Genomic DNA, 25,790 nt, shown 5'->3' with positions numbered 1-25,790 from the left:
ATCAATTTTGACTCCGTTTTTCTGCTAGGACTTTTGTTTTATAGCTTCGAAAGTCCGTTGTCTCGAAGTCTCTCCGTACATTGGGCAAATACCACATACCTTTATTGATTTGCTCTGTACCGGAACTGAAAAATGCCAAATTTGTGTAGCTTTTCTGCGACATCGATTGATAAAAATAGAGCATGGCCGGATTTTGCGTAATGATGAAAGCCGTGCAGAACTGATTCTCGTCTAGCACTTCAGCTAAACGTTTTTGGCTAAGGTACAAGAAATACAGCCCAAGTGAACGTGGGGCAGAAATTGCCAGTCTTATTATTTCGCAAATGGCATTTTTGTTCAGTGTGTGGTGATGTAATTGATGTTGTAAGGAAGCATCAGAAGTCGTTGCTTCAGAGGTCACTTTTTGTTGAACAAGAAGCTGCCCCAATTCATTAGAGTTTTCAGAATGCCACAAAGGGTTATTGAAGTAATGAGAAAAGAACAACCATTCAGAAAGTGATTTCCCGCACTGAATTCGAGCGCTTGATATAAGATGCCTATGTTCTGAATCGATACTCGGGGCGGTTAATACAAAATGTGTTTCATTTTGGGATAACTCCAAGTCCAACAAAATCTCATACCATTGCTCTTTGCGGACAAGGGTTTGTAAATTGCTCATTAGTATGGCATCAGCAAGTCTCATCGGTTGGCTGCAATATGGTGTGAAAACTAACTCGGTATTGCTGGAGACGTTTACGAGTTCGGATTTGTAATACCCATCGACTCGTGGCATGTAAGCGTAAGTTGGAGCTTGCTCTGGACAGCAATACCCTTGGTAACTCTTGCGAAGCTTATAGATAAGATAATCACACCAAAAATCGAGCCACGATGGGTAGTGTTGGTGAATTGTGCTTTCTAGCGCTTCGAGCTCAATGGCTATACTTCCAAGTGAACTCGAAAGGCATGCTTTCTCATATGCATTGGAGGTGATTATTTTGAGCAAATTACCGCTTTCTAGCGATGGGTCTATTTTTCTTGCATCAGAAATACGTTTTCGACAAACCTCTTCAATTAGGTGTTTGCCTTGAATAGTTTCAAGCCTAATAAATGCTTCAAAAGCTCTTTCTTTTTTGACTCTTGAATCAAGATGAAATTCTAGGCTCGACTCTACTTCAGTCGAGTATTGCGCCATCCTAGCCTCGTTTGACGTTTCAATCGGGTGTTTGCCAAACCACCCTTATCATTATGTTTGTGTCGAATTGATTGAGCATACTACTGGTTGTGTCTAACGCACATTCTAAAAAGCAGTTGCTTAAGGTCTTGTTCTATATCGACTCTTATGCTGAATATACTAATCGTATTAAAACAGGTTTCATAGTGAGAAGGGGCATAGGGCTAGGACTCTTTTGCCATATTGTGAGAGGAGGCGAAGAATTAAGGCGATAAAAAACCGGGACGAATCCCGGTTTCAATTAAATACAAAATAAAGTAGGTAATTACGCTTCTTGTTTTTGAAGCTCTACTTGTTCTGCTTCTTCTTCCACTAGCGCATCAACGATAACAGCACATGCTGCGTCACCGGTGATGTTTAGTGCCGTACGAATCATATCGAAGATACGGTCAAGAGCGAACAATAGCGGTAAGCCTTCGATTGGAATACCAGCAGCAAGCAGTACAGCTACAACTAGGAATGAAGGGCCAGGGACACCAGCTTGGCCTACCGCACCTAGTGTAGAAGTTACGATGATCGCGATGTAAGCGCCCATGCCTAGGTCAATGTTGAACAGCTGAGCAAAGAATATTGCCACTAGACCGTAGTAAATCGCGTTACCTGACATGTTGATGGTCGCGCCAAGAGGCAGAACAAACGATGCCGTCGAGTTCTTAACGCCTAGCTCTTTTTCACACGTATCCATCGTCACTGGCAATGTTGCCATTGAAGATGCTGTAGACAGTGCAACCGCTTGTGGTTTCTTCATTGCAGATACGAACTTCTTCGCTGATGTTTTAGTGAAGATGTGTACCATTGCTGGGTAAACCACGAAACCAAATACTAGGATTGCAGCGACGTAAACGACGAACAGTTTGAACACCACCATTAGGGCACCAAAACCAAACGTACCTACCGCTTCTGCCATCAGACCAAATACGCCGATAGGTGCGATGATCATCACTTTGTTGATCATCCAAACCATCGCGTCAACGATGCAGTTAACACCATTGATGATTGGTTCGCGGCGAGCTTTCTCTTGCTTTGAAATCGCGATGCCGAAGAACATACAGAACACTAGGATTTGAAGGATATTTGCTTCGTTTAGTGATTGAAAAACGTTAGTTGGGATCATACCAGTGATGGTTGCCCAGAAAGTAGGTAGTTCACCTTTTGAAGCGTATTCTGCCGAGAACATGCCTTCAACGCCAGAAACGTCGATACCCATGCCTGGTTGGAATACTTCACCCATAAACAGTGCCAGTGCTACTGCCAGAGCTGATGTTAGACCGAAGTAACCTAGGGTTACTAAGCCCACTTTACCAGCAGATTGACTATTGCCCAGACCTGCCGCACCTGAAATCAATGCAACAGCGACCAATGGGATCACTAACATTTTGATTAGGTTGATAAAGATAGCACCTAGTGGCGCAAATACAGTTGCACTGTGACCCATGAAGGCACCAACGGCAGTACCGACGATCATTGCAATGACGACTTGCACGCCAATGTTGTTTAGCAAACTCTTTTGTTTTAACACTTCCATAACCTCTGTGCTAATAATATGTAAAATCCTAAAATTACCCACCAATCTAAAGTTGTTATTTGGATAATTATATCGCCTTGCTTTTTACACTTATCATTCACAATTAGCAATACAATTTCAGTACAAAATGACTAGCTAATAAGTAATTTATTGACTGGTGATAATTTTTTAACCAGCAGCAAACGTTTGCTATTGGTGTTGATCATGTTCGAGCTTGGATGTGTTTATAAAATTAATGGTAAGGGAAGGGGGATTTTAGAAAGTGAATGTTAAAAAAAAGATCGATTTTTATCGCTTGATAAGGAATCGATCTCATATTAATTAAATTAGTGATACGTTATTTTTGTGTTGCAGCTTTCATTGCAGAAACGAATTCGCTTAGCTTGTCGAGCATGGTTTGTGGTTGCTCAACGTTCGCTTCGATAATTTTTACAACGGCAGAACCAGAAATTGCACCAGCGGCACCAGATTCTAGAGCTTGTTTCACCTGTGCTGGTTCTGATATGCCAAAGCCAAGTAGCGCTGGTGGCGCGTCAAATTGATTCAGTCTATCGAGCATGTGACCAACAGGCATGTTTGCTTTGGTTTCCGCGCCAGTCACACCTGCACGAGATAGTAGGTAAGTGTAGCCACCACCTAGCTCTGATACTTGCTTCAGTGTCTCGTCACTTGCCGTTGGTGGGGCAATGAAGATTGGGTGAATACCAAACTTCTCTGCAGCAGCAACAAACTCTGCACTTTCATTGGTTGGGACGTCTGCAATCAAAACCGAATCGATGCCCGCTTTTGCGCAGCGCTCATAGAAGTTTTCGATACCACGAGAGTAAACAAGGTTCGCGTACATCAGAAGACCAATAGGTAGCTCTGGGTACTTCGCTCGGATCTTACCAATCTGCTCGAAACAGATATCCGGTGTTGCGCCTGAATCTAGAGCACGAATGTTCGCACCTTGGATAGTTGGGCCATCCGCAAGAGGATCTGAGAATGGAATACCGAGTTCTAGAGCATCAGCGCCTGACTCAACTAATGTTTCCATGATCTTGTAAGATTGCTCTGCGTTTGGATCGCAAACCGTTACGAACGGTACAAACGCGCCTTGGTTTTTCTCGTTTAGGCGCTCAAACATCTTTGCATAACGGCTCATTAGATCGCTCCTTTTTCTTCTAGGATGGCATGTACAGTGAAGATATCTTTATCACCACGACCTGATAGGTTCACAACTAACAATTGTTCTTTTTCTGGATTCTCACGAGCCATACGCAGTGCATGTGCTACAGCGTGAGAGGACTCTAGAGCTGGGATGATACCTTCGTGACGCGCAATTTCTTGGAATGCTTCTAGTGCTTCATCGTCCGTTACGTTGTCGTATTCAGCACGGCCGATTGCGTTTAGGTGTGCGTGCTGTGGACCAACTGAAGGGAAATCAAGACCAGCAGAAACAGAGTATGACTCTTCAACCTGACCATTTGGATCTTGCATCAATGGCGCTTTCATACCAAAGAAGATACCCGTTTTACCATGTTTAAGTGGCGCGCCGTGTTGGTCGGTATCGATACCTTTACCTGCTGGCTCAACACCAATTAGGCGAACGCTTTCTTCTTCGATGAAGTCAGCAAACATACCGATAGCGTTTGAACCACCGCCCACACATGCGATAACTGCGTCAGGAAGACGACCTTCACGTGCCAAAATCTGATTCTTCGTTTCTTCACCAATCATGCGTTGGAAATCGCGCACGATGGTTGGGAATGGGTGAGGACCTGCCGCTGTACCTAATAGGTAGTGCGCGTCTTCATAAGTTGCAGACCAGTCGCGTAGTGCTTCGTTACATGCGTCTTTAAGTGTTGCGGAACCAGAGTGGACAGGAATAACTTCTGCACCCATGAGCTTCATACGGAACACGTTCGGACTTTGACGCTCAACGTCTTTTGCACCCATGTAAACGCGGCACTTAAGGCCAAGCAGTGCACATGCTAGTGCGGTTGCAACACCGTGTTGGCCTGCGCCAGTTTCAGCGATGATTTCGTTTTTGCCCATGCGTTTCGCAAGTAGCGCTTGACCTAACACTTGGTTGGTCTTGTGCGCACCACCGTGAAGCAGGTCTTCACGTTTTAGGTACAATTTGGTTTTCGTACCTTTCGTTAGGTTACGAGTTAGAGTCAAAGCCGTTGGGCGGCCCGCATACTCTTGAAGAAGGGTCATGAACTCACTGCGGAATTCTGGATCTTCTTGTGCGTCGATAAACGCTTGCTCTAGTTGCTCCAATGCCGGAACTAGAATTTGCGGAACGTACTGACCGCCGTATTCGCCAAAGTAGGCATTCAGTTTTGCCATGGTGATATTCCTTCTCGTATTTTTCGCTACGAATAGCTTTAAATTTTTTAGCTGAAATACAGCTTTAGTAGTTGCGAATGGCGCTGAATGCCGCAAGCAACTTCTGTGAATCTTTTTTGCCTGGTGCGCTTTCTACACCAGAGTTTAAATCTAATCCCAAGCAACCTAGTGCCGCAGCTTGTTGAGCATTTTCTGGCGACAGTCCACCCGCTAGCATAATTTGACTTGGGTCGCCGATCAGTGACCAGTCGAACACTTGACCGGTTCCACCTGTTTGAGTGCCAACTTGCGCATCTAACAGGTGGCGGTCAATGTTGTCCGAAAGCAGTTCTGGCTTCGCGTCTGTCACACCGTAAGCTTTCCAAATTTCTGCCGCTGCTGGCAGTTCGGCTTTGAGTTGGTTTACGTAAGCTTGGTCTTCTTGACCGTGCAGTTGTACCGCTTTCAAACCCAGAGAGGTCACAACGGAAGCAACAAAATCGATATCGTGATTTTGGAACACGCCTACATAACTCAGTGGAGCACCGCTCATGGTTAAGCGAGCACCTTCAAGATCAACGGCGCGTTTCGACTTTTCGACAAAAATCAGGCCACCAAACACTGCGCCAGCTTGGTATGCTTTTGCTGCGTCATCAGGATGAGTGAGACCACAGACTTTGTTTTCACCCAACGTCACTTTGCGTACTGCCAGTTCAAGGTTGTCTTCCGCCATCAGCGAACTACCAATCAAGAATCCGTCTGCGTATTCCGCTAAATCACGAACTTGTTGATGCGTATAAATGCCAGATTCTGAAATTACCGTCGCGTTTGGTGCTAATTCGCGAATTGTCGGCGCCAGTTCTTTAGTACGATTCAAATCGGTACTTAGGTCGCGAAGGTTACGGTTATTGATGCCGATAACGCGAGCGCCCAGCTTAACGGCACGGTGAAGCTCTTCTTCGTTGCTCACTTCGGTCAGGATGCCCATGTTCAGGCTGTGTGCTGCTTCTTCTAGGGCTTTGTACTCTTCATCATTGAGGACAGATAGCATTAGCAAGACAGCATCAGCACTGTAATGACGCGCCAGGTAAACTTGGTAGGTGTCCACCATGAAGTCTTTACACAGAACGGGCTGTTTGACTTGACCTCTTACCTGAGGAAGAAAGTCAAAGTTACCTTGAAAGTATTTCTCGTCTGTTAGTACCGAAATTGCATCAGCATGGTTGTTGTAAACCGATGCAATGTAATCCAAGTCGAAGTGATCACGAATCAAACCTTTAGAAGGAGACGCCTTCTTACATTCGGTGATGAATGCCGTTTTTTCGCCACTCAGTGCATCGTAGAAGCTGCGATCCGATGGCAGCAAATCAGACTGAAATGTGCTTAGCGGTTGAGACACCTTACGGTCTGCTACCCACTGATATTTGTCGCGGACAATTTTCGCCAGTACTTCTGCCATTTCTGCTTCTTTCTTAGAAACGTGTTCAGACAGGTTGTCAGCTTGCTGAGTGTTGAAGTCAGTCATCTTCTTCAATTCCTTAAGCGTGTGCGGCAAGTTGTTGTACCAATTGGTACGCCTTGCCTGAATTCATTGCCTCAATCGCTTGTTGCGTGTTGGCTTTTAAATCTTCGTGGCCGAATAGGCGCATTAGCAGAGCTACATTCACTGCCACTGCGCCCAATTGTGCGTCTGTACCTTTACCCGTCAGAATATTGGTAATGATGGCTTTGTTTTCTTCAGGATCGCCACCTTTGATCGCTTTTAACGGGTGCGCTTCTAGACCGAAGTCTGCTGGTGTTAGCGTGTACTCAGTGATCTTGCCATCTTTGATTTCTGCAACTGTTGTTTCACCGTGAATCGCCACTTCATCCAAACCACTACCGTGTACTACTGCTGCGCGCTTCATACCCATTTGTAGCATGGTTTCTGCAATAGGACGAACCAGTTCTTCACTGTAAACACCCATCAATTCGATGTTAGGACGAGCAGGGTTAATCAGTGGACCAAGAATGTTAAAGATGGTGCGTGTTTTCATGGTTTGACGCACTGGCATCGCGTGGCGCACACCACCGTGGTATTGAGGTGCAAATAGGAAAGCAACACCAATATCGTCTACCGCTTTGCGCGTATCTTCTGCGCTCATGGCTAGGTTGATACCAAATGAATCAAGAAGGTCAGAAGAACCCGATTTGCTTGAAACGCTGCGGTTACCGTGTTTCGCCACTTTTAGGCCACATGCTGCAGCAACAAACGCCGCAGTGGTTGAAATGTTGATGGTGTTGTGACCGTCGCCGCCCGTACCTACGATATCTGCGAAATCGTAGTCTGGGCGAGGAAATGGGTTTGCATTTGCCAGTAGTGCTTTTGCCGCGCCTGCAATTTCATCTGGCGTTTCGCCTTTGATTTTTAGTGCAGTCAGTGCTGATGCCATCAAAATTGGGTCTAGCTCACCACGGATGATGATGTCGAACAGCTGTTGGCTCTCTTCCTGAGTAAGCGATTCTTGCTCGTACAGTTTGGTAATAATAGGGTTGATGATTGCTTCCATATTTCCTCTCCTAAATTTCTTATGTGCCAAGTGCTTTTTAAGCAGTGAGTGGGTTTACTGAAGTTTATTCTTCAAGCGCCCATTCAATGGCATTGGCCAACAGTGTTGCTCCGTAGGTCGTCATAATAGATTCCGGGTGGAACTGGAACCCGCAAACTTTATCTTCCTCATGAACCACAGACATCACTAAGTCATCCACTTCTGCTGTGATGGTTAGGCTCTCAGGAACCTGAGTAGCAACCAGCGAGTGGTAACGTGCAATTGCAAGTGGTGATGGTAGGTTTTGGTAAATCGCATGGTTTTGGTGCTCCATCATAGAGACCTTACCGTGAATAATTTCGCCCGCGCCAGCAACGGTGCCGCCGTACGCTTCGACAATCGCTTGGTGACCAAGACAAATGCCGATCATCGGTACTTTGCCTTTCATGCGTTGGATAAGCTCTGGCATTGAGCCTGCCTCTGACGGTGCACCAGGACCCGGTGATAGCAGAACCACTGGGTTTTCAAGCTCGTTTACCGCTTGTTCGATGGTTTCTGCTGGGATGTTGTTTCGGTAAATCTTGACTGAGTGACCTAGCGAGCGGAACTGATCCACAAGGTTGTAGGTGAACGAGTCAAAGTTATCGATAAAAATGATATTAGCCATCTCTGAACCCTATTCCTTATTGTGACTTATGCGCTGCTTGGATAGCAGAGATTACCGCTTGTGCTTTACCGCGCGTTTCGTCTGCTTCCGCTTGCGGATCAGAGTCGAACACCACGCCAGCACCGGCTTGAACTTGAGCAATGCCATTTTCTACGTAAGCAGAGCGAATGACGATACATGTGTCGAGTGTGCCTTCGCCGGTAAGGTAACCAACCGCACCGCCGTAGCTGCCGCGTCGTGCGCCTTCTACATCGCGAATCAACTGCATCGCACGAATCTTTGGTGCGCCAGTGAGCGTGCCCATGTTCATACAAGCTTGGTATGCGTGCAGTGCATCTAGGTCTTCACGCAGTTGGCCAACCACGCGCGATACTAGGTGCATCACGTGGCTGTAGCGGTCGACTTTGAGTAAGTCTGCTACGTGGCGAGTGCCCGCTTGTGCAATACGAGCGACGTCGTTACGTGCTAAGTCAACCAACATCATGTGTTCTGCGTTTTCTTTCATGTCAGTACGCAGTTCAAGTTCGATGCGGCTATCTAGGTCGAAATCGATCTCGCCGTTAGGGCGTTTACCACGGCGACGAGTGCCTGCGATTGGGTAGATTTCAATTTGGTTGGTATCGGTTTCGTACTTAAGCGCGCTTTCTGGTGATGCGCCAAACAAAGTAAACAGCTCGTCTTGCATGTAGAACATGTAAGGGCTTGGGTTACTTTGTTTGAGTTCTTTGTAGGCTGCCAATGGGGAAGGGCAAGGGAGTGTAAATCGGCGAGACGGTACGACTTGGAACACATCGCCTTTCACTACGAACTCTTTTAAGTCACGAACGATTTGACAGAAGTCTGAATCAGATACGCTAGGTTCAACCGTGACATCGGCGATTTGCTCTGCACTTGGCAGCAGTTTTGGCGCCGCACATTGAGCGCTGATTTCCGCGATGCGAGTTTCTAGTGTTGTTTTTTCTGAATCATCGACAAACAAAGTCGCTTGCAGCTGGCAAGATTCGGTTTGATGATCCACAACCAACAGCGTTTCCGCTACGTAGAAAACGTAATCTGGGCATTGATTGGTTGCTTCCGCATTGCCCAGTGGTTCGAAGTTCGCGACCAAGTCGTAAGCAAACAAACCACCAAGGAAAATCGCGTGTTTGTCTTGCTCTGAAATATCGAAGCTGTGTTGCACTAAACGCAGCGCATCGAAAGAAGAGGCTTCACGTAGGCGAGAGTCTTCATCTAGTGTGTCGCACGGTTGAGTGAATTCCAAAGTCAGCGTTTCGCCATCGAAATCACTCTCAACGTCACCACGAATGTTCTGGTTTAAATGGGAAAGTAGGTTTTTACCGTTGTTGGTCAATGCCTGCATGCTGACGCTATGACCAAAGCAGACGAGACGCACGGCAGAATCGACAATCAGTAGTGATTTTAAATCTTGCTTTGAATCGATCTCAGCGGATTCTAGTAATAGGCTGTCAGTCTTGTTCTCACATAATGTGTGGAACAAGCGAGTCGGGTCTTGAGTATAAGGGACGGAGGCCGTTAGCACTTCAAGCTGTCCAAGTTTCTGAATATCAATGGCCTTATTCACAAGACCTCCTTATAGCTGTTTTATATCTTCCTGCCGTACATAGTGGCATAAAGCAAACGTTCACCCAATCAAGTTTTGGTCATATTCGATGAATGTTTAAGCAGTTGAATGTGAGATGAACGACAAAATAAAAAGCCCGCTGAAGTAGCGGGCTTTGTGTTGTTTAATTCTATAAACTAGAAGTACACGTTCGCCCACCAAGAACTTGTCCAAGTGCGCCACCAAGCAAGATCAGCAGAATTCATCTTATTCGCATGAACTGCAACTTTCGCTTCCTGGTTTTGGTTAAATTCTTGTAACATGGTGAGCCTTAACTAGGTACTTTGTATTTGTGTACTAGTTAACTAGTGCAGAGGTAAAAAGTCAACCCCAAAACAGCATTAAAACGACAAAAAAGATGAGAATTGATTTACACAGCCACACTACGGCATCAGATGGTCGATTTGCACCACATGATTTAGTGGATAGGGCATTGAGTTTTGATATCGAGGTTTTGGCGATCACGGATCATGATACGGTTGACGGCTTAGCTCCGGCCAAGCAATACGTTGAAGAGAACAATCTCCCGATAAAAATCATCAACGGTATCGAGATCTCTACCGTTTGGCAGAACAAAGACATCCACATTGTGGGGTTGAATATCGATCCAGATAGCCCAGCATTGACGGAGCTGATTGAGCAGCAGAAAACGCACCGCGTGGCTCGAGCTGAATTGATCGCTGAGCGTCTACAAAAAGCCACCCGTGAGGGCGTACTAGAAGAAGTCCAGCAAATTGCAGGTGATGCGCCCATTACACGAGCTCACTTCGCCAAATGGCTGGTGGACAATGGTTACGCCAAAAACATGCAGATGGTGTTTAAGAAATTCCTGACGCGCTCTAACCCTGGCTATGTACCACCGAATTGGTGTTCCATGAAAGATGCGGTTGACGCGATTCATGCCGCGGGTGGTTCTGCTGTATTGGCTCATCCGGGTCGTTATCAGCTTACCGCAAAGTGGGTAAAACGCTTGTTAGCGGCATTTGTCGAAGCAGGCGGAGATGCCATGGAAGTTGCGCAACCTCAACAAGCGCAACAAGAAAGACGCAACTTGGCCGATTATGCTATACAATACAAACTATTAGCTTCTCAAGGCAGCGATTTTCACTATCCATCACCGTGGATGGAGTTGGGAAGAAACCTCTGGTTACCTGCGGGCGTAGAACCAGTTTGGAAAGATTGGGGTATTGATCCTTCGTTGGACAATAAGCAACAAGACGAAGTCGAAACTCCCTAAAAAATATAGAGCCGAGAGGTTCGATAATGAGGAATTACAATGAGCCAGTTTTTTTACGTTCATCCAGAAAACCCACAGGCTCGCTTGATTAATCAAGCAGTAGCAATCATTCGTAGTGGCGGTGTTGTGGTGTACCCAACCGATTCCGGTTACGCACTAGGCTGTCAACTGGAGAACAAACAGGCGTTGGAACGTATCTGTCAGATCCGTCGTCTGGATGACAAGCATAACTTTACTTTGTTATGCCGTGATTTATCGGAGCTTTCTCTGTACGCGCGAGTTGATAACACCGCGTTTCGACTATTGAAAAATAATACACCAGGGCCTTACACATTCATCTTTAAAGGCACGAAAGAAGTGCCTCGCCGTTTGATGAACGCAAAACGCAAGACCATTGGTATTCGTGTACCAGATAACCGTATTGCGCTAGACCTTTTGGAAGCGCTTGGTGAACCAATGATGTCAACGTCGCTTATCCTTCCGGGTAATGACGTGACAGAATCGGATCCAGAGGATATCCGTGACAAACTAGAGCACGCGGTAGACGTTATCCTCAACGGCGGCTATTTAGGTGAACAGCCAACGACGGTAATTGACTTTAGTGAAGGTGAAGCCGTTGTTGCACGTGTTGGCTCTGGCGACCCTGCACCATTTGAATAATTGGTTTGCTGTTAAAGAAATAAGAAAGGGAGGCGTTATCGCTTCCCTTTTTTGATTGTGGGACTATTTAGGTGAAGTCAAAAATATTAATGTCGTTGTTACTCATGTAGTCAACGTACGCTTGATCAACACCTTTCAACGTTACTTCAATATTGAACTCGTCACTTGAGTAAACCGCCCATCCATATTCATTGAAGGAAAGCTCAAGCTGTTCCTCAGACTCAAGAAAGGAGTCTCTCTTGCCATCGCCATCAGTATCTCTTCCAAGATCAAAGGTCAGCTTGTCTTCAAAGATATTGAAGTCGAGCACTTCCGCCTTGATTTCAATCTCATTGCTGGTGATGATGCCCTCAGGCGTTTTGACGGAGAGGCGATTAGAGAATACAAACTCGTCGTTGCCTGAGCCTCCAGCGAGCGTGGAGTTACCATCACCCACGATAAGCTTGTCGTTTCCTAGGCCCGCATTGAGAAAGTTGTTGCCAGAGTAATCGAATAGAATGTCATCACCTTCTCCACCGTAAAGGAAGTCATCCCCTAATCCTCCAGAAAGATAGTCGTTGCCACTTCCGCCAGAAACATGATCTTCGCCCTTGCCACCCAGTAGATAATCATTACCACCGTTGCCATCGATATAATCATTTCCGCCAAAGCCGACGAACTTTTCATCTCCGCTATCGCCTACGAATACATCTGGCGTAAAAGAATCGACCGTTCCTTTAACATCATCTTCCTCAGCCGTTCCAAAAATCCAATTATAGTCGGGAGCCGTTGAGCTGCTTTCTGATCGAGACATATCTTTTCCTTTTGATTGTATGCGTCAAAGAGACTAGTGACACTGAAACACGCCCTAGCTGTGAGAAATCCTGATAATTTTATCAAGGTAAGGCTGAAGTGGTGGGTTATTAGCGTTTGAGTTTAGAGCGAATTTTTCTGATTCGTTTTAGTACTATTGGGTTATTTGCTGGAGGAATTGGAGTGGAATCCTAATCTGCAATTTCATCAACCAAAGCACGAAATGCTCTTACAATAGATTTAAGAATCTCGTATAATGTCCGACCGAAAAAATCCCATTCATGTGGGTAACTTGCAAAATGATGACCAATTCTGGTCTCGACGTCTGTGAAGACGACACATAGGTAGATAAATGAGCGAAAAGTTACAAAAAGTATTAGCACGTGCAGGTCACGGTTCTCGTCGTGAGATTGAATCGTTAATTAAATCTGGTCGCGTTAGCGTGAACGGAATCGTAGCTAAACTTGGTGAAAGACTGGAAGATGAGAACAGCGTAGTTCGTATCGATGGTCACGTTGTGTCTGCGAAGGCGCAAGAAGAAGTGATCTGTCGTGTTTTGGCTTACTACAAGCCTGAAGGTGAACTATGTACTCGTCACGACCCAGAAGGTCGTCGCACTGTTTTCGATCGTCTGCCAAAGATCCGTGGTTCTCGTTGGATTTCAGTAGGTCGTCTTGATGCGAACACATCAGGTCTACTGCTGTTTACAACCGATGGTGAGTTGGCAAACCGCCTTATGCACCCAAGTCGTCAGGTAGAGCGTGAATACCTTGTTCGTGTTTTCGGCGAAGTAACTGAACAAAAAGTGAAAAACTTGGTTCGTGGTGTTGAACTTGAAGACGGTATGGCGCGCTTTGAAGATGTGGTATATGCGGGTGGTGAAGGTATGAACCACACGTTTTATGTTGCAATCAACGAAGGTCGTAATCGTGAAGTTCGCCGTCTGTGGGAATCGCAAGATACGACGGTTAGCCGCCTAAAACGTGTTCGTTACGGTGATATCTATCTGGACAAGAAACTGCCTCGTGGCGGTTGGATGGAACTTGATCTTAAAGAAGTAAACTACCTACGAGAATTGGTAGAGCTTCGTCCAGAAAAAGAAACCATGCTTGATCTGAACAAAGATAACACTTCACGCAAACGTGAACGTGCTCGTAGCCAAAAAATCCGTCGCGCTGTTAAGCGTCACGAAGAGCGCGTAAATACGCCTAAAGGCCGCAGCAACAACCCTTCTCGCCGCAAGCCAAAGAAGAGCGCCGGTGATCAGGGTGCACGTAACAAGCATCGTTAATCGATAGCGAAAATTAGAAAGGCTTGCCTACTCGGCAAGCCTTTTTCTTGTCTGTCTTATTAAAAGAGGACAGTTACGTAAGTCGGTTTCATACATAAAAAAACACCAGCACGAAGCTGGTGTTTTTGATCATGTTGAGGGAACCGTTAATCACGTTTCCAAAGCATATGACAGAACTTATGTTCTGGGTCTCGACTGATTAGCATACGAGCAAAAACGTCATCAAGTACGTCATTTTCCTCGTTTACTAAGCCGATTCGAACTTCTGCATACACTTCTTTGTCGATGTCAAAGCCAACATGTTCAACCCAGTCATCACCAGTTTCAACAAGCTCAGCGGCACCACGATCTTCAAATTGCGCAGTAAACAGAATGACATCAGCTGGCTCTAGGTTGTCTGGAGCCATCTCAAGGAAGATGTCGTACGCAGCGTCGATAACGTCGTCGTAAGAAATCAAATCAGACATGCTTATGCTCGGCTCATGAACTTACGTTCAGTCGTGTTCACAATTACACGTTCGCCAGTTGCGATGTATTCTGGAACTTGAACAACAAGGCCAGAAGCAAAGCGAGCTGGTTTAGTACGCGCAGATGCAGATGCACCTTTGATTGATGGATCAGTTTCTTCAATCACTAGTTCAACAGACGATGGTAGTTCAATACCAACAGCAGCGCCGTTTACAAGGATAATATGGATACCTTGTGTATCTTCGTTGATGAACAGCATGTCATCTTCAACTTCAGCGTGCTTGAATGTGTATTGTGAGTAGTCTTCGTTATCCATGAAGATGTGCTCATCACCGTCAGCGTATGAGTACACAACTGCACGTTTGTTCATTTCTACTGTTTCAACAACGTCATCAGACTTGTAACGCTCATCTACACGAGCACCAGTGTTTAGATCTGTACAACGCATTTTGTAGATTTTAGCGCCGCCACGACCACCAGGAGTCGTTACTTCGATGTCTTTTACTAGAAGAGTTTTACCATTAGACTCGATTGCGAAGCCTTTTTTGATTTCACTTGCCTTTGGCATTGTATTTTCCTATTTACACTTATTAAGCAAAACTTGGAGATTATAGCGCTAAGTTGTCTAGCTGACATCAAAATATTTACCTCCATATAAGCTAAACCTTAGCTTCGAAGTCATGTGGTTAGCTGAAACCTAGATGTATAGTACCGATAAACTTGATTCGTTACAGAAGCTGATCGATCATAGGCTATATTCCAATTAACTCTTTTTATTTCCTGATACATGTCTCTACCTGTTATTGATCCAAGCGAACCTTGCCAACCCCAATTTGAAGCCCTGATTCGAGAAGTTTTAATGTGCTTAAAAGGGGGCTTAGGGCCAAATCTCCATAGTGTTTATGTCTATGGCAGTGTGGCGCGTAAAACCGCAGTTGTAGGCAAATCAAACCTTGATATTGTTGTGGTGACTAAGACTGGGTTTGAAGACAATAGAGTGACTTTGCTCAATACCATCCGCTGGCGTGTGCAAAAAGGTTACCCCCAAGTGACAGGTATTTCTATACGAACAGCTCTGACTAAAGAAGTCGCAAACCTAAATAGTATTTTTACCTGGGGTTTCATGCTCAAGCATTGTTGTGTTTGTGTTTACGGCGATGATCTTGCGGATTGTTTTGGCGACTACATTCCAAGTTGGGAGATTGCCAAGCATTGGAACATGGATGTAGAAGAGTGGGTGTCGATATATCGAACCAAAATAGTGCAAGCCAAGGACTCCGACGAGCTGATTAGCGCTCAGGTTACTATCGCGAAGAAGCTATTACGGGCTTCCTATTCTGTTATTATGCACAAAGACCGACGCTGGTTTGATGACCCTGTGGAGTGTGGCAATGCATTTCTTCAGTACCACCCAGAGAAAGAGACGGAAATTGCTCGATTGGGAATTTTGCTTTCTGGACGTTCGATTCCCAAACGCTCGGTACTTGGCTTGCTGGATGGATATGGACAATGGCTAGTGAAGGAATATCAGAAGACGGAATTTCGAATCGGATAACCTTAATAAAGCACATTGATCGTACTTTTAGAACAATCCCATTTGTGGTGCAGAGAGTTGCTCAAATTTAGTACCAATAAACGGTAATATAGCATCCGCAACAGGTTTTAACTGCTTATCAATATAGTGTTGATAGTCGATAGGACTATTACGGTATTCGTGTGGCTCTGGCCCGTTTACGGTAATCAAGTACTCGATTCGACCACGATTTTGATACTGCAATGGTCTGCCTAGTTTCGCATTGATGTCATCGGCCAAGCGCGCAGCACGTACTTGTGGCGGAATGTTCTTTTGATATTCGTGCAGCTTACGGCGTAATCGCTTTTGATACACTAACTGATCGTCAAACTCACCATTATTGGTTTTTTCGACCATCTCTCGCACATAGTCACTTGGGTCTTCACCGTGGAAGACCATTTGATACAAGGTGTTCTGGAATCGCTGTGCCAATGGTGTCCAGTCAGTACGTGCACTTTCTAATCCTTTGAAGATGATGCGCTCCTGTTCGCCTTCACCAATTAAACCGGCGTAACGTTTCTTGGAGCCGGTTTCCGCGCCTCGAATGGTTGGCATCAAGAATTTGCGATAATGGGTTTCGTATTCGAGTTCAAGAATCGAATTGAGATTGTACTCACTACGTAAATGGTCACTCCACCATTGGTTAATGTAGTCGACCAGTTCATTACCAATTTTATCTGCGTCTGCTTGGCTAAAGGCGCCGTTTAAAGAGACAAAAGTTGAGTCAGTATCGCCATAAATAACTTGATAGCCTTTGTCTTCAATCAGGACCTTGGTCTGCTTCATGATTTCATGCCCACGCATAGTGATGCTGGAAGCTAGGCGGGTATCAAAGAAACGACAGCCAGAAGAACCAAGCACGCCATAAAATGAGTTCATGATGATTTTGATCGCTTGTGAGAACGCTTTTTCATTGTTCTTCTTTGCAACATCGCGCGCTGCCCAAAGTTTTTCGATCATTTCTGGCAAGAAGTGTTTCGAGCGATGGAACTGACCGCCACGGAATCCGGGTACCGCTTCGTCGTCTGCTGTGCCGATTTGAAGCTGCAAACCTTCGACTAAACCCATAGGGTCGATCAAGAATGAACGAATAATCGAGGGGTACAGGCTCTTAAAATCTAGCACTAATACCGAGTCGTAAAGGTTTGGGATGGAGTCCATCACATAGCCGCCCGGGCTGGCAATCCAGTTTTCTGAATGCAGGTTTGGCGCCACATACCCTGCTCGGTGGATCTGCGGCAGATACAAATTAGTAAACGCTGCCACTGAGCCTCCAACGCGATCCAGTTCCACTCCCGTTAAGCGAGAGCGTTCGATAGCGAAGTCGAGTAGGTGAGTATGGTCAAAAATCTTGTTGACCAACACACAGTCTTGCAGGTTGTATTTAGCGAGAGACGGTTTGTCTGAACGGTACATGCGATTGATTTCGTCCATTCGATCATGAACGTTATGAATCTCTTTACCTTCGCCAAGGAGTTCTTGTGAAACAGACTCAAGTGACCAAGAGCGGAAATGGTATGTCGCGGTTTTGAGCGTATCGATACCATCGAGTACCACACGACCAGGAATAGAGATAAAGCCCTGTTGGCTTTGCGCGGAGCTGCGAAAGAAGCTCGGTTGGTCAGCGCGGCCTAGCACCAGCTTCATGTTGTGCCACTCGGCACGCTTGTGCAGTAGACGGAAATCAAAGTCGATAACGTTCCAGCCGACAATCACATCTGGATCAAATTGCTTAAACCAAGCGATTAGCGCCTGAAGCAGCGCTTTCTCATCTTTCACCCATTGGATTGGTGTGTCTGCCGGTTCAGGTTCGCCAATCATGATCACGCGTGAATCAGCAGGGCTATCTAAACCAATCGAATAGAGGATGCCTTTCTCTGAGCACTCTAAATCGAGCGAAACGACATGCAAACTAGGAATATAGTCGCCTTGACGGCACTGGGCTTTAGATACTTTAGTATGATTCTTTTGAGCCTGAAACTGACCAGTAAACTCAATGCTTCCCTTAATGAAGCGTTCCATGAGAAAGCGATCGGCGAGTTTTATATCGGCTTCCAGTGTCATGATGTCATCTTTAGCGAGCAGATCAGACAAGGTGTATGAATCTCTGATCGTTTGACAGTAGCAAGCACTTAGGGGTATGAGTTCAAAGCTTTTTAGGTTGAGTGGTTTGATTTCTAAAGGGATATGATGTTGCTTAGCTAGCGTACTAGCATGATCTTGATGACTCTGCTCAATAAAAAAGACAGGCTTTTCGCCTTGAATGGTCAGGTTTACGGGCCCGTTATTAGTCGCGACCCAAAGATCGATTTGAGTTTGCCCTGAAAGGTCCCGAGCTTGTCTGGTGAGTAAAAAGCCTTGCTGAATCGCCAACGAATATTTCCTTTAAAAACCAAAAAGGCCACATATGGTAGCCTTTTTACTTAATCAGAGGATATTAGCAAAAACTCAGTAGTAAAAATATCCCGTGAGCTTCGCTGTGGTGTTTTCTCTAGACCAATGCTGGTACTCGACTTCGCTTCGAATTGCCCAGTTTCGACTCAACGCCCAGTTCCAACTCGCTGTTGCTTTAGCATTTTGATCTACGAGTGAGTCAAACAGATATAGATACTGACCTTGTAAGGCTAAACGATGATTGTGAGTGGCTTGCCATAAAACACCAGCTTCAACGCCAGAGCCCACGGTAAGATCGTATTCAGTGAGTTCTCCTGCGCTAACATCTAAGGAGAAGAGAGTGTATAGATGAAGCTTGTCTGACTCGCCCCAAGCTTTACCTGCACCACCTTGAGCAAACCATCGACCGGCAAGTTTGCTCTCTGCCGGCATTCGGTCGAAGCCACCACGGATGTTCCACGCTAAGCTGTCAAAAACACGATTTCCCGGTGCTAAAGCCATCGCATCTAAAAGTTGAAAGTTCTCGAGTCTGGCGTTTGACGCTTGGTCGATACTCAATGTGGTATCTAGAAAGCTAATTTTCGCTCCCGGAATAAAACCCGCTTGAGAGTCGAGCAAATCATGGTAGGCAGCACGCCAATGGAAGAGTGTTCGATTTGTTGCCCCATCATTATATTGGTAGCTCAATCCAACTCGAGCAGAAGCATGGCCTTTTTCAGGGGATACTTTAGGCGCTTCCACAGGAGAGAAGGGAGAGTCAGCTTTGATTCGACTGCGCTGATAGAGAAGTTGAGTCAGCTGTTTTGCTGTTGGATCTCTTTCTAAACCGTCGTCGTAAAGTTCATAGTTTAGCCATTCGTAAGCGAACTCAAGTATCGCTGCTCGCTCTTCATCCGTAAATTTTGCAGCGCTAGGGTATTCTCCTTGCTTAGCCTTAATTGCAGCTTGAAAAAGGTCTTCGTCTATTTCGTTAGATTGATGAAGCAGTCGAGTGCCAAATGCAGCACGATATTCAGGCTCATCTAAAAGGTGACTGTCTGCGAGTGATGCTACCGTATCTGATGGAATTGCGTGAACTGGAAAGTCGGCAACTAAAGATAGATCATCTCTTGCCAGTTCAAGTAGAGCGAGTAATTGATAAGAGCAGTTTTCATCAATGAAGTAGTAATCGAATTCAGCAGTTTGCATTTCCCATAGGTGCAATAGCACACGATTTACTTCATCTTCTGATAGCTTGAGTTTGTACTCCCAGATATCACGAGATTCAATATCGTTGTACTCACGAACTTTGCGATAGTAGGGCATGACGGTAAATCGACCTGGATAGCTACCTGCTAAGCCCTTGAGAGCGTATAAAGCAGCATTATCATTGGTCTGAGGCTCAGCGGCAAAATTAACAGCAAACGCCACGAGTTCCTTGTGTCTTGTTTGATCCTTTGCATCGATTCTTAGCAATGTATGGCCAAACATGGAGGAAGGGTTGTTCATAAAGGCGGTAGGGAAAACTAACGTCATGCCTGCAGGGTCTAGTACTTCTTTCCAGTCATTCATTTCTGGGCAGTTTAGTATCGCCACACGATCCTGTTGTTGTTCAAGCCAAGTAAAGCGGGCTGGGTAACGGCAACGCATTTCAGCCTTTGTTGTGTCATCGGCGTTGTAAAAGGCATTAAAAGTAGCGATCAACTCAGCCTCTGGATTTGTTTTGCCGTCCACTGATAAAAAAAAGGCTTTCGAGTCAACGGTGCTTTTATAATCACTCAAAGTCGCAGGAAGGTAATGCCCCAACTTTAACCAGTAAGGCTCCTCGGACAATTGTTGCAAGTCTATCTGGTGAACATGAGCTGAGAGTGGGGAGGCAAAGACACTTGCCGAGAGGATTAACGCATGTGCGCAAAAAGGGAACTTCATCGAATACCGCGAAAATATAGCATTAAAAAAGTGCCCAAAAGGACACTTTCTATTATGGGTTCCAGTGCTTAGATAGTGTAAGCAGCTAGAGCGTTGTTTTCAGCAACCAAGTCATTTAGGTTAGTGAAGACTTCTTTTGAAGTCACATTCTCAGATTTGAATACTTTTGCAAAGTTTTCTTGAGCCATTTGGTTAAAAGTCGCTTTATCGGCTTCTTGAATGCCCCAAACTTCAGAAAGCGTAGCAAGAGTCTCACCTTCGCCTTTTGCGATATCGCGAGCTAGGTTATCCATGTTGCCATCGATAAATAGTGCTAGCTTTTGTGCTGAAGTGATAGTGCCGTTACCATCACAACCAAGCGTACCGAAAGTGATGCCGAACGTTTGGTTACCAGAAGTGCCGTTAGTTGTTGCACCTAGTACTTTAAATACTTTGCCAGACTTACCGTCGAAAATCATAGTACCTAAGCCACAACCGATGTCAGAGTCAGCCATTGCAACGTTTGAAAGAGGAAGAGTCGCTAGCGCTGCCACTGCTAAAAGCTTTTTCATTATATTTTCCTGATATTTAAGTTATATCCAATTTAGAACTGCAATATAAAATTGCGGCGGCCATAATAATGAAACAACATGCATTTGCAAATCTAATTTAATGGCGTGATTGAATTAGAATTAAATATGAGACACTCGTTCCTACCTAATTTCGGTTCGGAGTTAACGTATTGATAATGTTGTTAAATTGACCAGTATCACATTGTGGCACGCTTCTTTCGGGCATTACTTGTTTACATTTTCATTGTGAGGACAATTTGTTGCATGGCTGTCCCAATGATGTGGGAAGCGACTTGTTGATGGTTTTTTGTTCGTCTAAGGTTGTGATAAATATGCAAATTCAGCCTTACTGACCAGATATAGAAATAAGTTCTTGCTAAACTTTGCGTTTCAGCACATATTCATATAAAGCAATTTTTGCCATATACGGTATTATATAGGCACTCATACTGATATCCGCATTGAATAAACTGAATGTGGGTGCAGAGCCAATTAAAAGTGTGGAGATACAAGTTTGATAAATGTTTTCCTTGTAGATGATCACGAGCTGGTTCGCACAGGGATACGACGTATTATTGAAGACGTCCGTGGAATGAACGTAGCAGGAGAAGCTGACAGCGGTGAAGATGCAGTAAAATGGTGTCGCAGTAATCATGCTGACGTCGTTTTGATGGACATGAATATGCCGGGAATCGGTGGCTTGGAAGCTACTAAGAAGATTCTTCGAGTAAATCCTGATGTCAAAATCATCGTTTTAACTGTTCATACTGAAAACCCGTTTCCGACAAAAGTCATGCAAGCGGGAGCTTCTGGTTATTTAACGAAAGGTGCAGGACCTGACGAAATGGTGAATGCCATTCGAGTGGTTAATAGTGGACAGCGTTACATCTCACCAGAGATCGCGCAGCAGATGGCGTTGAGTCAATTCTCACCAGCCTCAGAGAATCCATTTAAAGACCTTTCAGAACGTGAATTGCAGATCATGATGATGATCACCAAAGGGCAGAAAGTAACGGATATTTCTGAACAACTTAATTTAAGTCCAAAAACAGTCAACAGCTACCGCTACCGTCTGTTTAGTAAATTGGACATCAATGGTGACGTTGAGTTAACACACTTAGCGATCCGCCACGGAATGCTGGACACCGAGACCCTTTAGTGTGAATCAACCCTTCGATTCGGCTTCCTTTCTCAAGACAGTAACTCATCAGCCCGGCGTTTACAGAATGTACAACGCCGAGGCTGTTGTGATTTATGTCGGCAAAGCCAAAGATCTAAAAAAGCGCCTCTCAAGTTATTTTCGTAAGAAAGTCGACAGTGAAAAGACCCGCGCTCTCGTAAGTAATATCGCTAAAATTGACGTCACGGTAACCCACACCGAGACGGAAGCGCTCATCCTTGAGCACAACTACATCAAGCAATATTTACCGAAATACAACGTACTTCTGCGTGATGACAAATCGTACCCTTACATTTTCATTAGCGGCCATAAACATCCGCGATTGTCTATGCATCGTGGTGCGAAAAAGCGCAAAGGTGAGTACTTTGGACCGTACCCGGATTCGGGCGCGGTACGAGAAACTTTGCACCTTTTGCAGAAAACACTCCCTGTTCGTCAGTGTGAAGATACGGTTTATTCCAACCGTACTCGCCCTTGTTTGATGTACCAAATTGGTCGCTGTGCGGGGCCGTGTGTTAGCACCATAATTTCTGATGAAGAATATGCCGAGCTGGTGGGCTTTGTTCGCTTGTTTTTGCAGGGCAAAGATAAACAAGTGCTTGAGCAACTAATCGAGAAGATGGAAGTGGCAAGCCAGCAGCTCCGCTTTGAAGATGCAGCGAAATTTCGTGATCAGATTCAAGCGATTCGACGCGTACAAGAACAGCAGTACGTTTCAGAAGACAGTATGGATGATATGGACGTACTTGGTTTTGCACAAGAAAACGGTATCGCTTGTATCCATATCTTGATGATTCGTCAGGGCAAGGTGCTAGGCAGTCGCAGTCATTTTCCTAAGATTCCACAGAACACCAGTCAGCAAGAAGTCTTTGATAGCTTCCTTACTCAGTACTATTTGAGCCATAACGAGGCACGCACCATCCCGTCTCGCATTATTTTGAATCAAGAGCTGAGTGGCGATATCGAGCCGATTCAGCAGGCGCTGAGCGAGGTTGCTGGTCGTAAGGTACAGTTCCATACCTCTCCAACAGGGTCACGTGGACGTTACCTCAAACTGTCGAATACTAACGCTTTGACGGCAATTACCACCAAGATCAATCACAAGATGACCATCAATCAGCGTTTTAAAGCTCTGCGAGAAGTCTTGGGGATGGAAAGTATCGCTCGTATGGAATGTTTCGATATCTCGCACACGATGGGCGAGAGTACCATTGCCTCATGCGTGGTGTTCAATAGTGAAGGCCCCGTTAAACAGGAGTATCGTCGTTACAACATTACAGGCATTACTGGTGGTGATGATTACGCAGCAATGGGACAAGCTCTAGAGCGTCGTTATTCGAAGCAGCTTGATGTAGAGAAGATTCCTGACATCATCTTCATCGATGGTGGTAAAGGGCAGCTCAACCGAGCGCATGAGATCATATCCCACTATTGGGGAGATTGGCCGAAGCGTCCAACTATGATTGGTATTGCCAAAGGTGTGACCCGCAAACCTGGCCTTGAAACCTTAATTACCGTAGATGGTGATGAGTTTAATTTGCCAAGTGACGCGCCAGCACTTCACCTCATTCAGCACATTCGCGACGAAAGCCATAACCACGCAATTGCGGGGCATCGGGCTAAACGGGGAAAAACCCGACGAACCAGTGCGTTAGAAGGAATTGAGGGCGTGGGTCCAAAGCGTCGTCAAGCCTTGCTCAAATACATGGGCGGTTTACAGGAATTAAAGCGCGCAAGTGTTGAAGAAATCGCCAAAGTACCGGGAATTAGTCACTCTTTGGCAGAAATTATTTTCCAAGCATTGAAACAATAAGGAAAATCCCGCAACATTAAGCCGCAATGTGTAAGAGAATAATAAAATGCGTTTGAATATCCCGAACATTCTATCTCTACTAAGACTGTTCCTAATCCCAGTTTTTGTGGTTGTCTTCTATCTACCTTACTCTTGGGCTCCTTTTGCAGCAGCAATGGTTTTCTGGGTTGCAGGTTTTACTGACTGGCTAGATGGCATGCTTGCTCGTAAGCTAGGCCAAACGTCTCGTTTTGGTGCTTTCATCGACCCAGTGGCTGATAAAGTGCTGGTTGCGACGGCGTTGATTTTGATCACTGAGCATTACCACACGATTTGGGTCACGATCCCTGCGGTTACTATGATAGCGCGTGAAATCATTATCTCTGCATTGCGCGAGTGGATGGCCGAGATCGGGAAACGAGCCAGTGTGGCGGTTTCTTGGGTGGGCAAAGTCAAGACTGTCTCACAAATGTTTGCTCTGTGGGTTCTGATTTGGCGTTATGACGATTGGATGGTGTGGTTAGGTTTTGGTGCCTTGTATGTGGCAACCTTCCTAACGTATTGGTCAATGGTTCAGTACCTGGCTGCTGCAAAGGATGATTTGCTCAATGAAGAGCACCATTAAAAGAATCCAACACAAATAGCATTTTAAGAAGCAGGCTTGATAGCCTGCTTTTTTGTGTCTCGGATTCATGATAAAGAAAAAATGTGACATGAGTCTTGTTTTTAATCCTACTAAACGCGTAATGCGGTTTGTTCCTTTAATTATCGATAGTTAATACAAGAAGGAATGCCATAGGGTAGGTGAACGGCGTAGCGCAATATTCATGATAAACAAGAGTATTTGGGCTAATCTCAGTATTAAAACTAATCAATTTACCGTCTTTCGCACAAATTCTGGTCAAACGATTTAAAAAAATAAAAATAGTGTTGACTCGATCGTCCGAATCCGTAGAATGCATTCCGTACCCAAGAGAGCACAGCTTGAAAGGGTAGTGAGAGAAGTTAAGCTTCCTTCACAAATGAGGCGCCTTGGCAGAGTGGCTATGCAGCGGATTGCAAATCCGTGGACCTCGGTTCGACTCCGGGAGGCGCCTCCATTATTCTTTTGAGAGTGAATGACTTTCGAGAATAAATGCGACACTAGCTCAGTTGGTAGAGCGCAACCTTGCCAAGGTTGAGGTCACGAGTTCGAACCTCGTGTGTCGCTCCAAATTTAAATGATATGGCGATTAGCGGTATCAGATGGTGTTTTACTTTTCTGTAAAGGCATCACAAAGAATATTTGTGTGCCCTGGTGGTGGAATTGGTAGACACAAGGGATTTAAAATCCCTCGACGTTCGCGTTGTGCCGGTTCAAGTCCGGCCCGGGGCACCATCTCAAAATCTGCGACACTAGCTCAGTTGGTAGAGCGCAACCTTGCCAAGGTTGAGGTCACGAGTTCGAACCTCGTGTGTCGCTCCAGATTATAAGCCCAGCATTTATGCTGGGCTTTTTCTTTTCTCGTTTGACACTATCCCAATTACTATCCCTAAACTGCAGCTTCGACGATGTTAGTCTGCTTCTAGTTCTGCTTATTTCTTTCTGCTTACACAGCTCTAATGCACTTTTCTGCGAGACAGATCCATATTGTGGCAAATCCCTTAGCACTCGGTTTATTGTTATTGTGATCTTAATCAATATGAAACTGATGAAAACGTATTGCCAGACGATTTTATTCTGTGATAAATTCGCGCGCAATCTCGGAGCGTAATTTTACGTCATTTGATTCTCTGGGGGATACGCGCAGCGACCATTCAAGCTGATTGTGACACTGCGTAGGGTAGGTATCGACAAAGCCTTTTGTTGATAGACGGGATACTAGTGCTGTAGAAGCGGCATGTTAATGGGAAACCCAACATTGAAACCTTTAAATAAACACACACTAATCAGCTTCATACTACCGAAATGTCCTGTTTTACAAAACGGGTGCATTACGGAGCCTTGATTACTTCCCAAGCTTAAGAAAAGTCACGCTTTTTGTGACGGGTTATCTGTATTTGTCGTTTAATCGATGACGAATGCGGAGGTGTATCTGTA

The 25,790-nt window shown here is 45.3% G+C and carries 22 protein-coding genes, 4 tRNA genes and 1 other annotated feature; of the genes, 11 read left to right on the top strand and 15 right to left on the bottom strand.

All coding sequences use genetic code 11. The features are described 5' to 3' along the window. Position 1: 1 nt before the first annotated feature. From BSZ04_RS17560 to trpL2, 9 genes are all read right to left on the bottom strand, one after another. Complete coding sequence (locus tag BSZ04_RS17560; protein ID WP_010447486.1) at positions 2–1,171, bottom strand: acyl-homoserine-lactone synthase; 1,170 nt, start codon at positions 1,169–1,171, stop codon at positions 2–4. A gap of 304 nt (positions 1,172–1,475) precedes the next feature. Next, a complete protein-coding gene (locus BSZ04_RS17555; RefSeq protein WP_010447488.1) occupies positions 1,476–2,735 on the bottom strand; it encodes a dicarboxylate/amino acid:cation symporter in 1,260 nt (419 codons plus the stop codon). Between the two features lie 337 nt (positions 2,736–3,072). Next, positions 3,073–3,879 (bottom strand): tryptophan synthase subunit alpha, encoded by an 807-nt coding sequence (gene trpA, locus BSZ04_RS17550; protein WP_038885022.1) that lies wholly within the window; start codon positions 3,877–3,879, stop codon positions 3,073–3,075. Continuing rightward, a complete protein-coding gene (gene trpB / locus BSZ04_RS17545; RefSeq protein WP_005376781.1) occupies positions 3,879–5,069 on the bottom strand; it encodes a tryptophan synthase subunit beta in 1,191 nt (396 codons plus the stop codon). Before trpB ends, trpA begins: the two co-directional genes overlap by 1 nt. Before the next feature lie 64 nt (positions 5,070–5,133). After that, positions 5,134–6,573 (bottom strand): bifunctional indole-3-glycerol-phosphate synthase TrpC/phosphoribosylanthranilate isomerase TrpF, encoded by a 1,440-nt coding sequence (gene trpCF / locus BSZ04_RS17540; protein WP_088880992.1) that lies wholly within the window; start codon positions 6,571–6,573, stop codon positions 5,134–5,136. Positions 6,574–6,586: 13 nt separating this feature from the next. Beyond that, complete coding sequence (gene trpD, locus BSZ04_RS17535; RefSeq protein WP_088880991.1) at positions 6,587–7,597, bottom strand: anthranilate phosphoribosyltransferase; 1,011 nt, start codon at positions 7,595–7,597, stop codon at positions 6,587–6,589. 64 nt (positions 7,598–7,661) lie between these two features. Further along, the gene (locus BSZ04_RS17530; protein WP_071236139.1) at positions 7,662–8,243 is read right to left on the bottom strand and encodes an aminodeoxychorismate/anthranilate synthase component II; all 582 of its coding nucleotides are present in this window, start codon (positions 8,241–8,243) and stop codon (positions 7,662–7,664) included. A gap of 16 nt (positions 8,244–8,259) precedes the next feature. After that, entirely contained in the window at positions 8,260–9,825 is a 1,566-nt protein-coding gene (locus BSZ04_RS17525; protein ID WP_088880990.1) for an anthranilate synthase component 1, read from the bottom strand. 126 nt (positions 9,826–9,951) lie between these two features. Beyond that, positions 9,952–10,055: a sequence feature (Trp leader region), on the bottom strand. Next, positions 10,002–10,127: a tryptophan operon leader peptide gene (gene trpL2, locus BSZ04_RS17520; RefSeq protein WP_088880989.1), complete on the bottom strand. Its 126-nt coding sequence runs from the start codon at positions 10,125–10,127 to the stop codon at positions 10,002–10,004. Its footprint overlaps the feature before it by 54 nt. A 95-nt stretch (positions 10,128–10,222) precedes the next feature. Here trpL2 and rnm point away from each other — a divergent pair, with 95 nt between their 5' ends. Further along, a complete protein-coding gene (rnm, locus tag BSZ04_RS17515; protein ID WP_071236137.1) occupies positions 10,223–11,101 on the top strand; it encodes an RNase RNM in 879 nt (292 codons plus the stop codon). Positions 11,102–11,140: 39 nt separating this feature from the next. Continuing rightward, on the top strand, positions 11,141–11,761 hold the full coding sequence (locus BSZ04_RS17510) for an L-threonylcarbamoyladenylate synthase (RefSeq protein WP_038885015.1): 621 nt from the start codon (positions 11,141–11,143) through the stop codon (positions 11,759–11,761). A 67-nt stretch (positions 11,762–11,828) separates the two neighbouring features. Here the strand turns inward: BSZ04_RS17510 and BSZ04_RS17505 are convergent, their stop codons facing one another. Next, a complete protein-coding gene (locus BSZ04_RS17505) occupies positions 11,829–12,554 on the bottom strand; it encodes a calcium-binding protein (protein ID WP_010447507.1) in 726 nt (241 codons plus the stop codon). 351 nt (positions 12,555–12,905) lie between these two features. Here BSZ04_RS17505 and rluB point away from each other — a divergent pair, with 351 nt between their 5' ends. Beyond that, the gene (gene rluB, locus BSZ04_RS17500) at positions 12,906–13,844 is read left to right on the top strand and encodes a 23S rRNA pseudouridine(2605) synthase RluB (RefSeq protein WP_010447509.1); all 939 of its coding nucleotides are present in this window, start codon (positions 12,906–12,908) and stop codon (positions 13,842–13,844) included. Between the two features lie 146 nt (positions 13,845–13,990). Here the strand turns inward: rluB and BSZ04_RS17495 are convergent, their stop codons facing one another. Continuing rightward, positions 13,991–14,311 carry an HI1450 family dsDNA-mimic protein gene (locus tag BSZ04_RS17495; protein ID WP_005431208.1) on the bottom strand — a complete coding sequence of 107 codons (321 nt, stop codon included), beginning with the start codon at positions 14,309–14,311 and terminating at the stop codon, positions 13,991–13,993. Between the two features lie 2 nt (positions 14,312–14,313). Beyond that, positions 14,314–14,880, bottom strand: coding sequence for an elongation factor P-like protein EfpL (efpL, locus tag BSZ04_RS17490; protein WP_010447515.1), 567 nt, complete (start codon positions 14,878–14,880; stop codon positions 14,314–14,316). Positions 14,881–15,099: 219 nt separating this feature from the next. Here efpL and BSZ04_RS17485 point away from each other — a divergent pair, with 219 nt between their 5' ends. Further along, entirely contained in the window at positions 15,100–15,867 is a 768-nt protein-coding gene (locus BSZ04_RS17485) for a nucleotidyltransferase family protein (RefSeq protein WP_088880988.1), read from the top strand. Positions 15,868–15,894: 27 nt separating this feature from the next. Here the strand turns inward: BSZ04_RS17485 and BSZ04_RS17480 are convergent, their stop codons facing one another. The 3 genes from BSZ04_RS17480 to BSZ04_RS17470 form a co-directional block, all read right to left on the bottom strand. Continuing rightward, positions 15,895–18,258, bottom strand: a complete 2,364-nt coding sequence (locus BSZ04_RS17480; RefSeq protein ID WP_088880987.1) for a DNA polymerase II — start codon at positions 18,256–18,258, stop codon at positions 15,895–15,897. A gap of 75 nt (positions 18,259–18,333) precedes the next feature. Continuing rightward, positions 18,334–20,187, bottom strand: coding sequence for an Lnb N-terminal periplasmic domain-containing protein (locus BSZ04_RS17475; protein ID WP_088880986.1), 1,854 nt, complete (start codon positions 20,185–20,187; stop codon positions 18,334–18,336). A gap of 68 nt (positions 20,188–20,255) precedes the next feature. Then, positions 20,256–20,738, bottom strand: coding sequence for a DUF3015 domain-containing protein (locus BSZ04_RS17470; protein WP_088880985.1), 483 nt, complete (start codon positions 20,736–20,738; stop codon positions 20,256–20,258). Between the two features lie 514 nt (positions 20,739–21,252). On the opposite strand from BSZ04_RS17470, the gene uvrY reads away from it, so the two are divergent. From uvrY to BSZ04_RS17435, 7 genes are all read left to right on the top strand, one after another. Beyond that, on the top strand, positions 21,253–21,897 hold the full coding sequence (uvrY, locus tag BSZ04_RS17465; RefSeq protein WP_010447546.1) for a UvrY/SirA/GacA family response regulator transcription factor: 645 nt from the start codon (positions 21,253–21,255) through the stop codon (positions 21,895–21,897). A 1-nt stretch (position 21,898) separates the two neighbouring features. Continuing rightward, positions 21,899–23,731 (top strand): excinuclease ABC subunit UvrC, encoded by a 1,833-nt coding sequence (gene uvrC, locus BSZ04_RS17460; RefSeq protein ID WP_071236132.1) that lies wholly within the window; start codon positions 21,899–21,901, stop codon positions 23,729–23,731. A 46-nt stretch (positions 23,732–23,777) separates the two neighbouring features. After that, positions 23,778–24,335 (top strand): CDP-diacylglycerol--glycerol-3-phosphate 3-phosphatidyltransferase, encoded by a 558-nt coding sequence (pgsA, locus tag BSZ04_RS17455; protein WP_005445072.1) that lies wholly within the window; start codon positions 23,778–23,780, stop codon positions 24,333–24,335. A gap of 401 nt (positions 24,336–24,736) precedes the next feature. Further along, positions 24,737–24,810, top strand: a tRNA-Cys gene (locus BSZ04_RS17450). A 37-nt stretch (positions 24,811–24,847) separates the two neighbouring features. Continuing rightward, positions 24,848–24,923: transfer RNA gene (locus BSZ04_RS17445), tRNA-Gly, on the top strand. Positions 24,924–25,001: 78 nt separating this feature from the next. Then, positions 25,002–25,088: transfer RNA gene (locus tag BSZ04_RS17440), tRNA-Leu, on the top strand. A gap of 11 nt (positions 25,089–25,099) precedes the next feature. Next, a tRNA-Gly gene (locus BSZ04_RS17435) sits at positions 25,100–25,175 on the top strand. Positions 25,176–25,790 lie beyond the last annotated feature (615 nt).

The organism is Vibrio rotiferianus, assembly GCF_002214395.1.
GTDB lineage: Bacteria > Pseudomonadota > Gammaproteobacteria > Enterobacterales > Vibrionaceae > Vibrio > Vibrio rotiferianus.
Note: the sequence above shows the minus strand (reverse complement) of the source record. Positions and strands in the feature narration are given on the sequence as shown.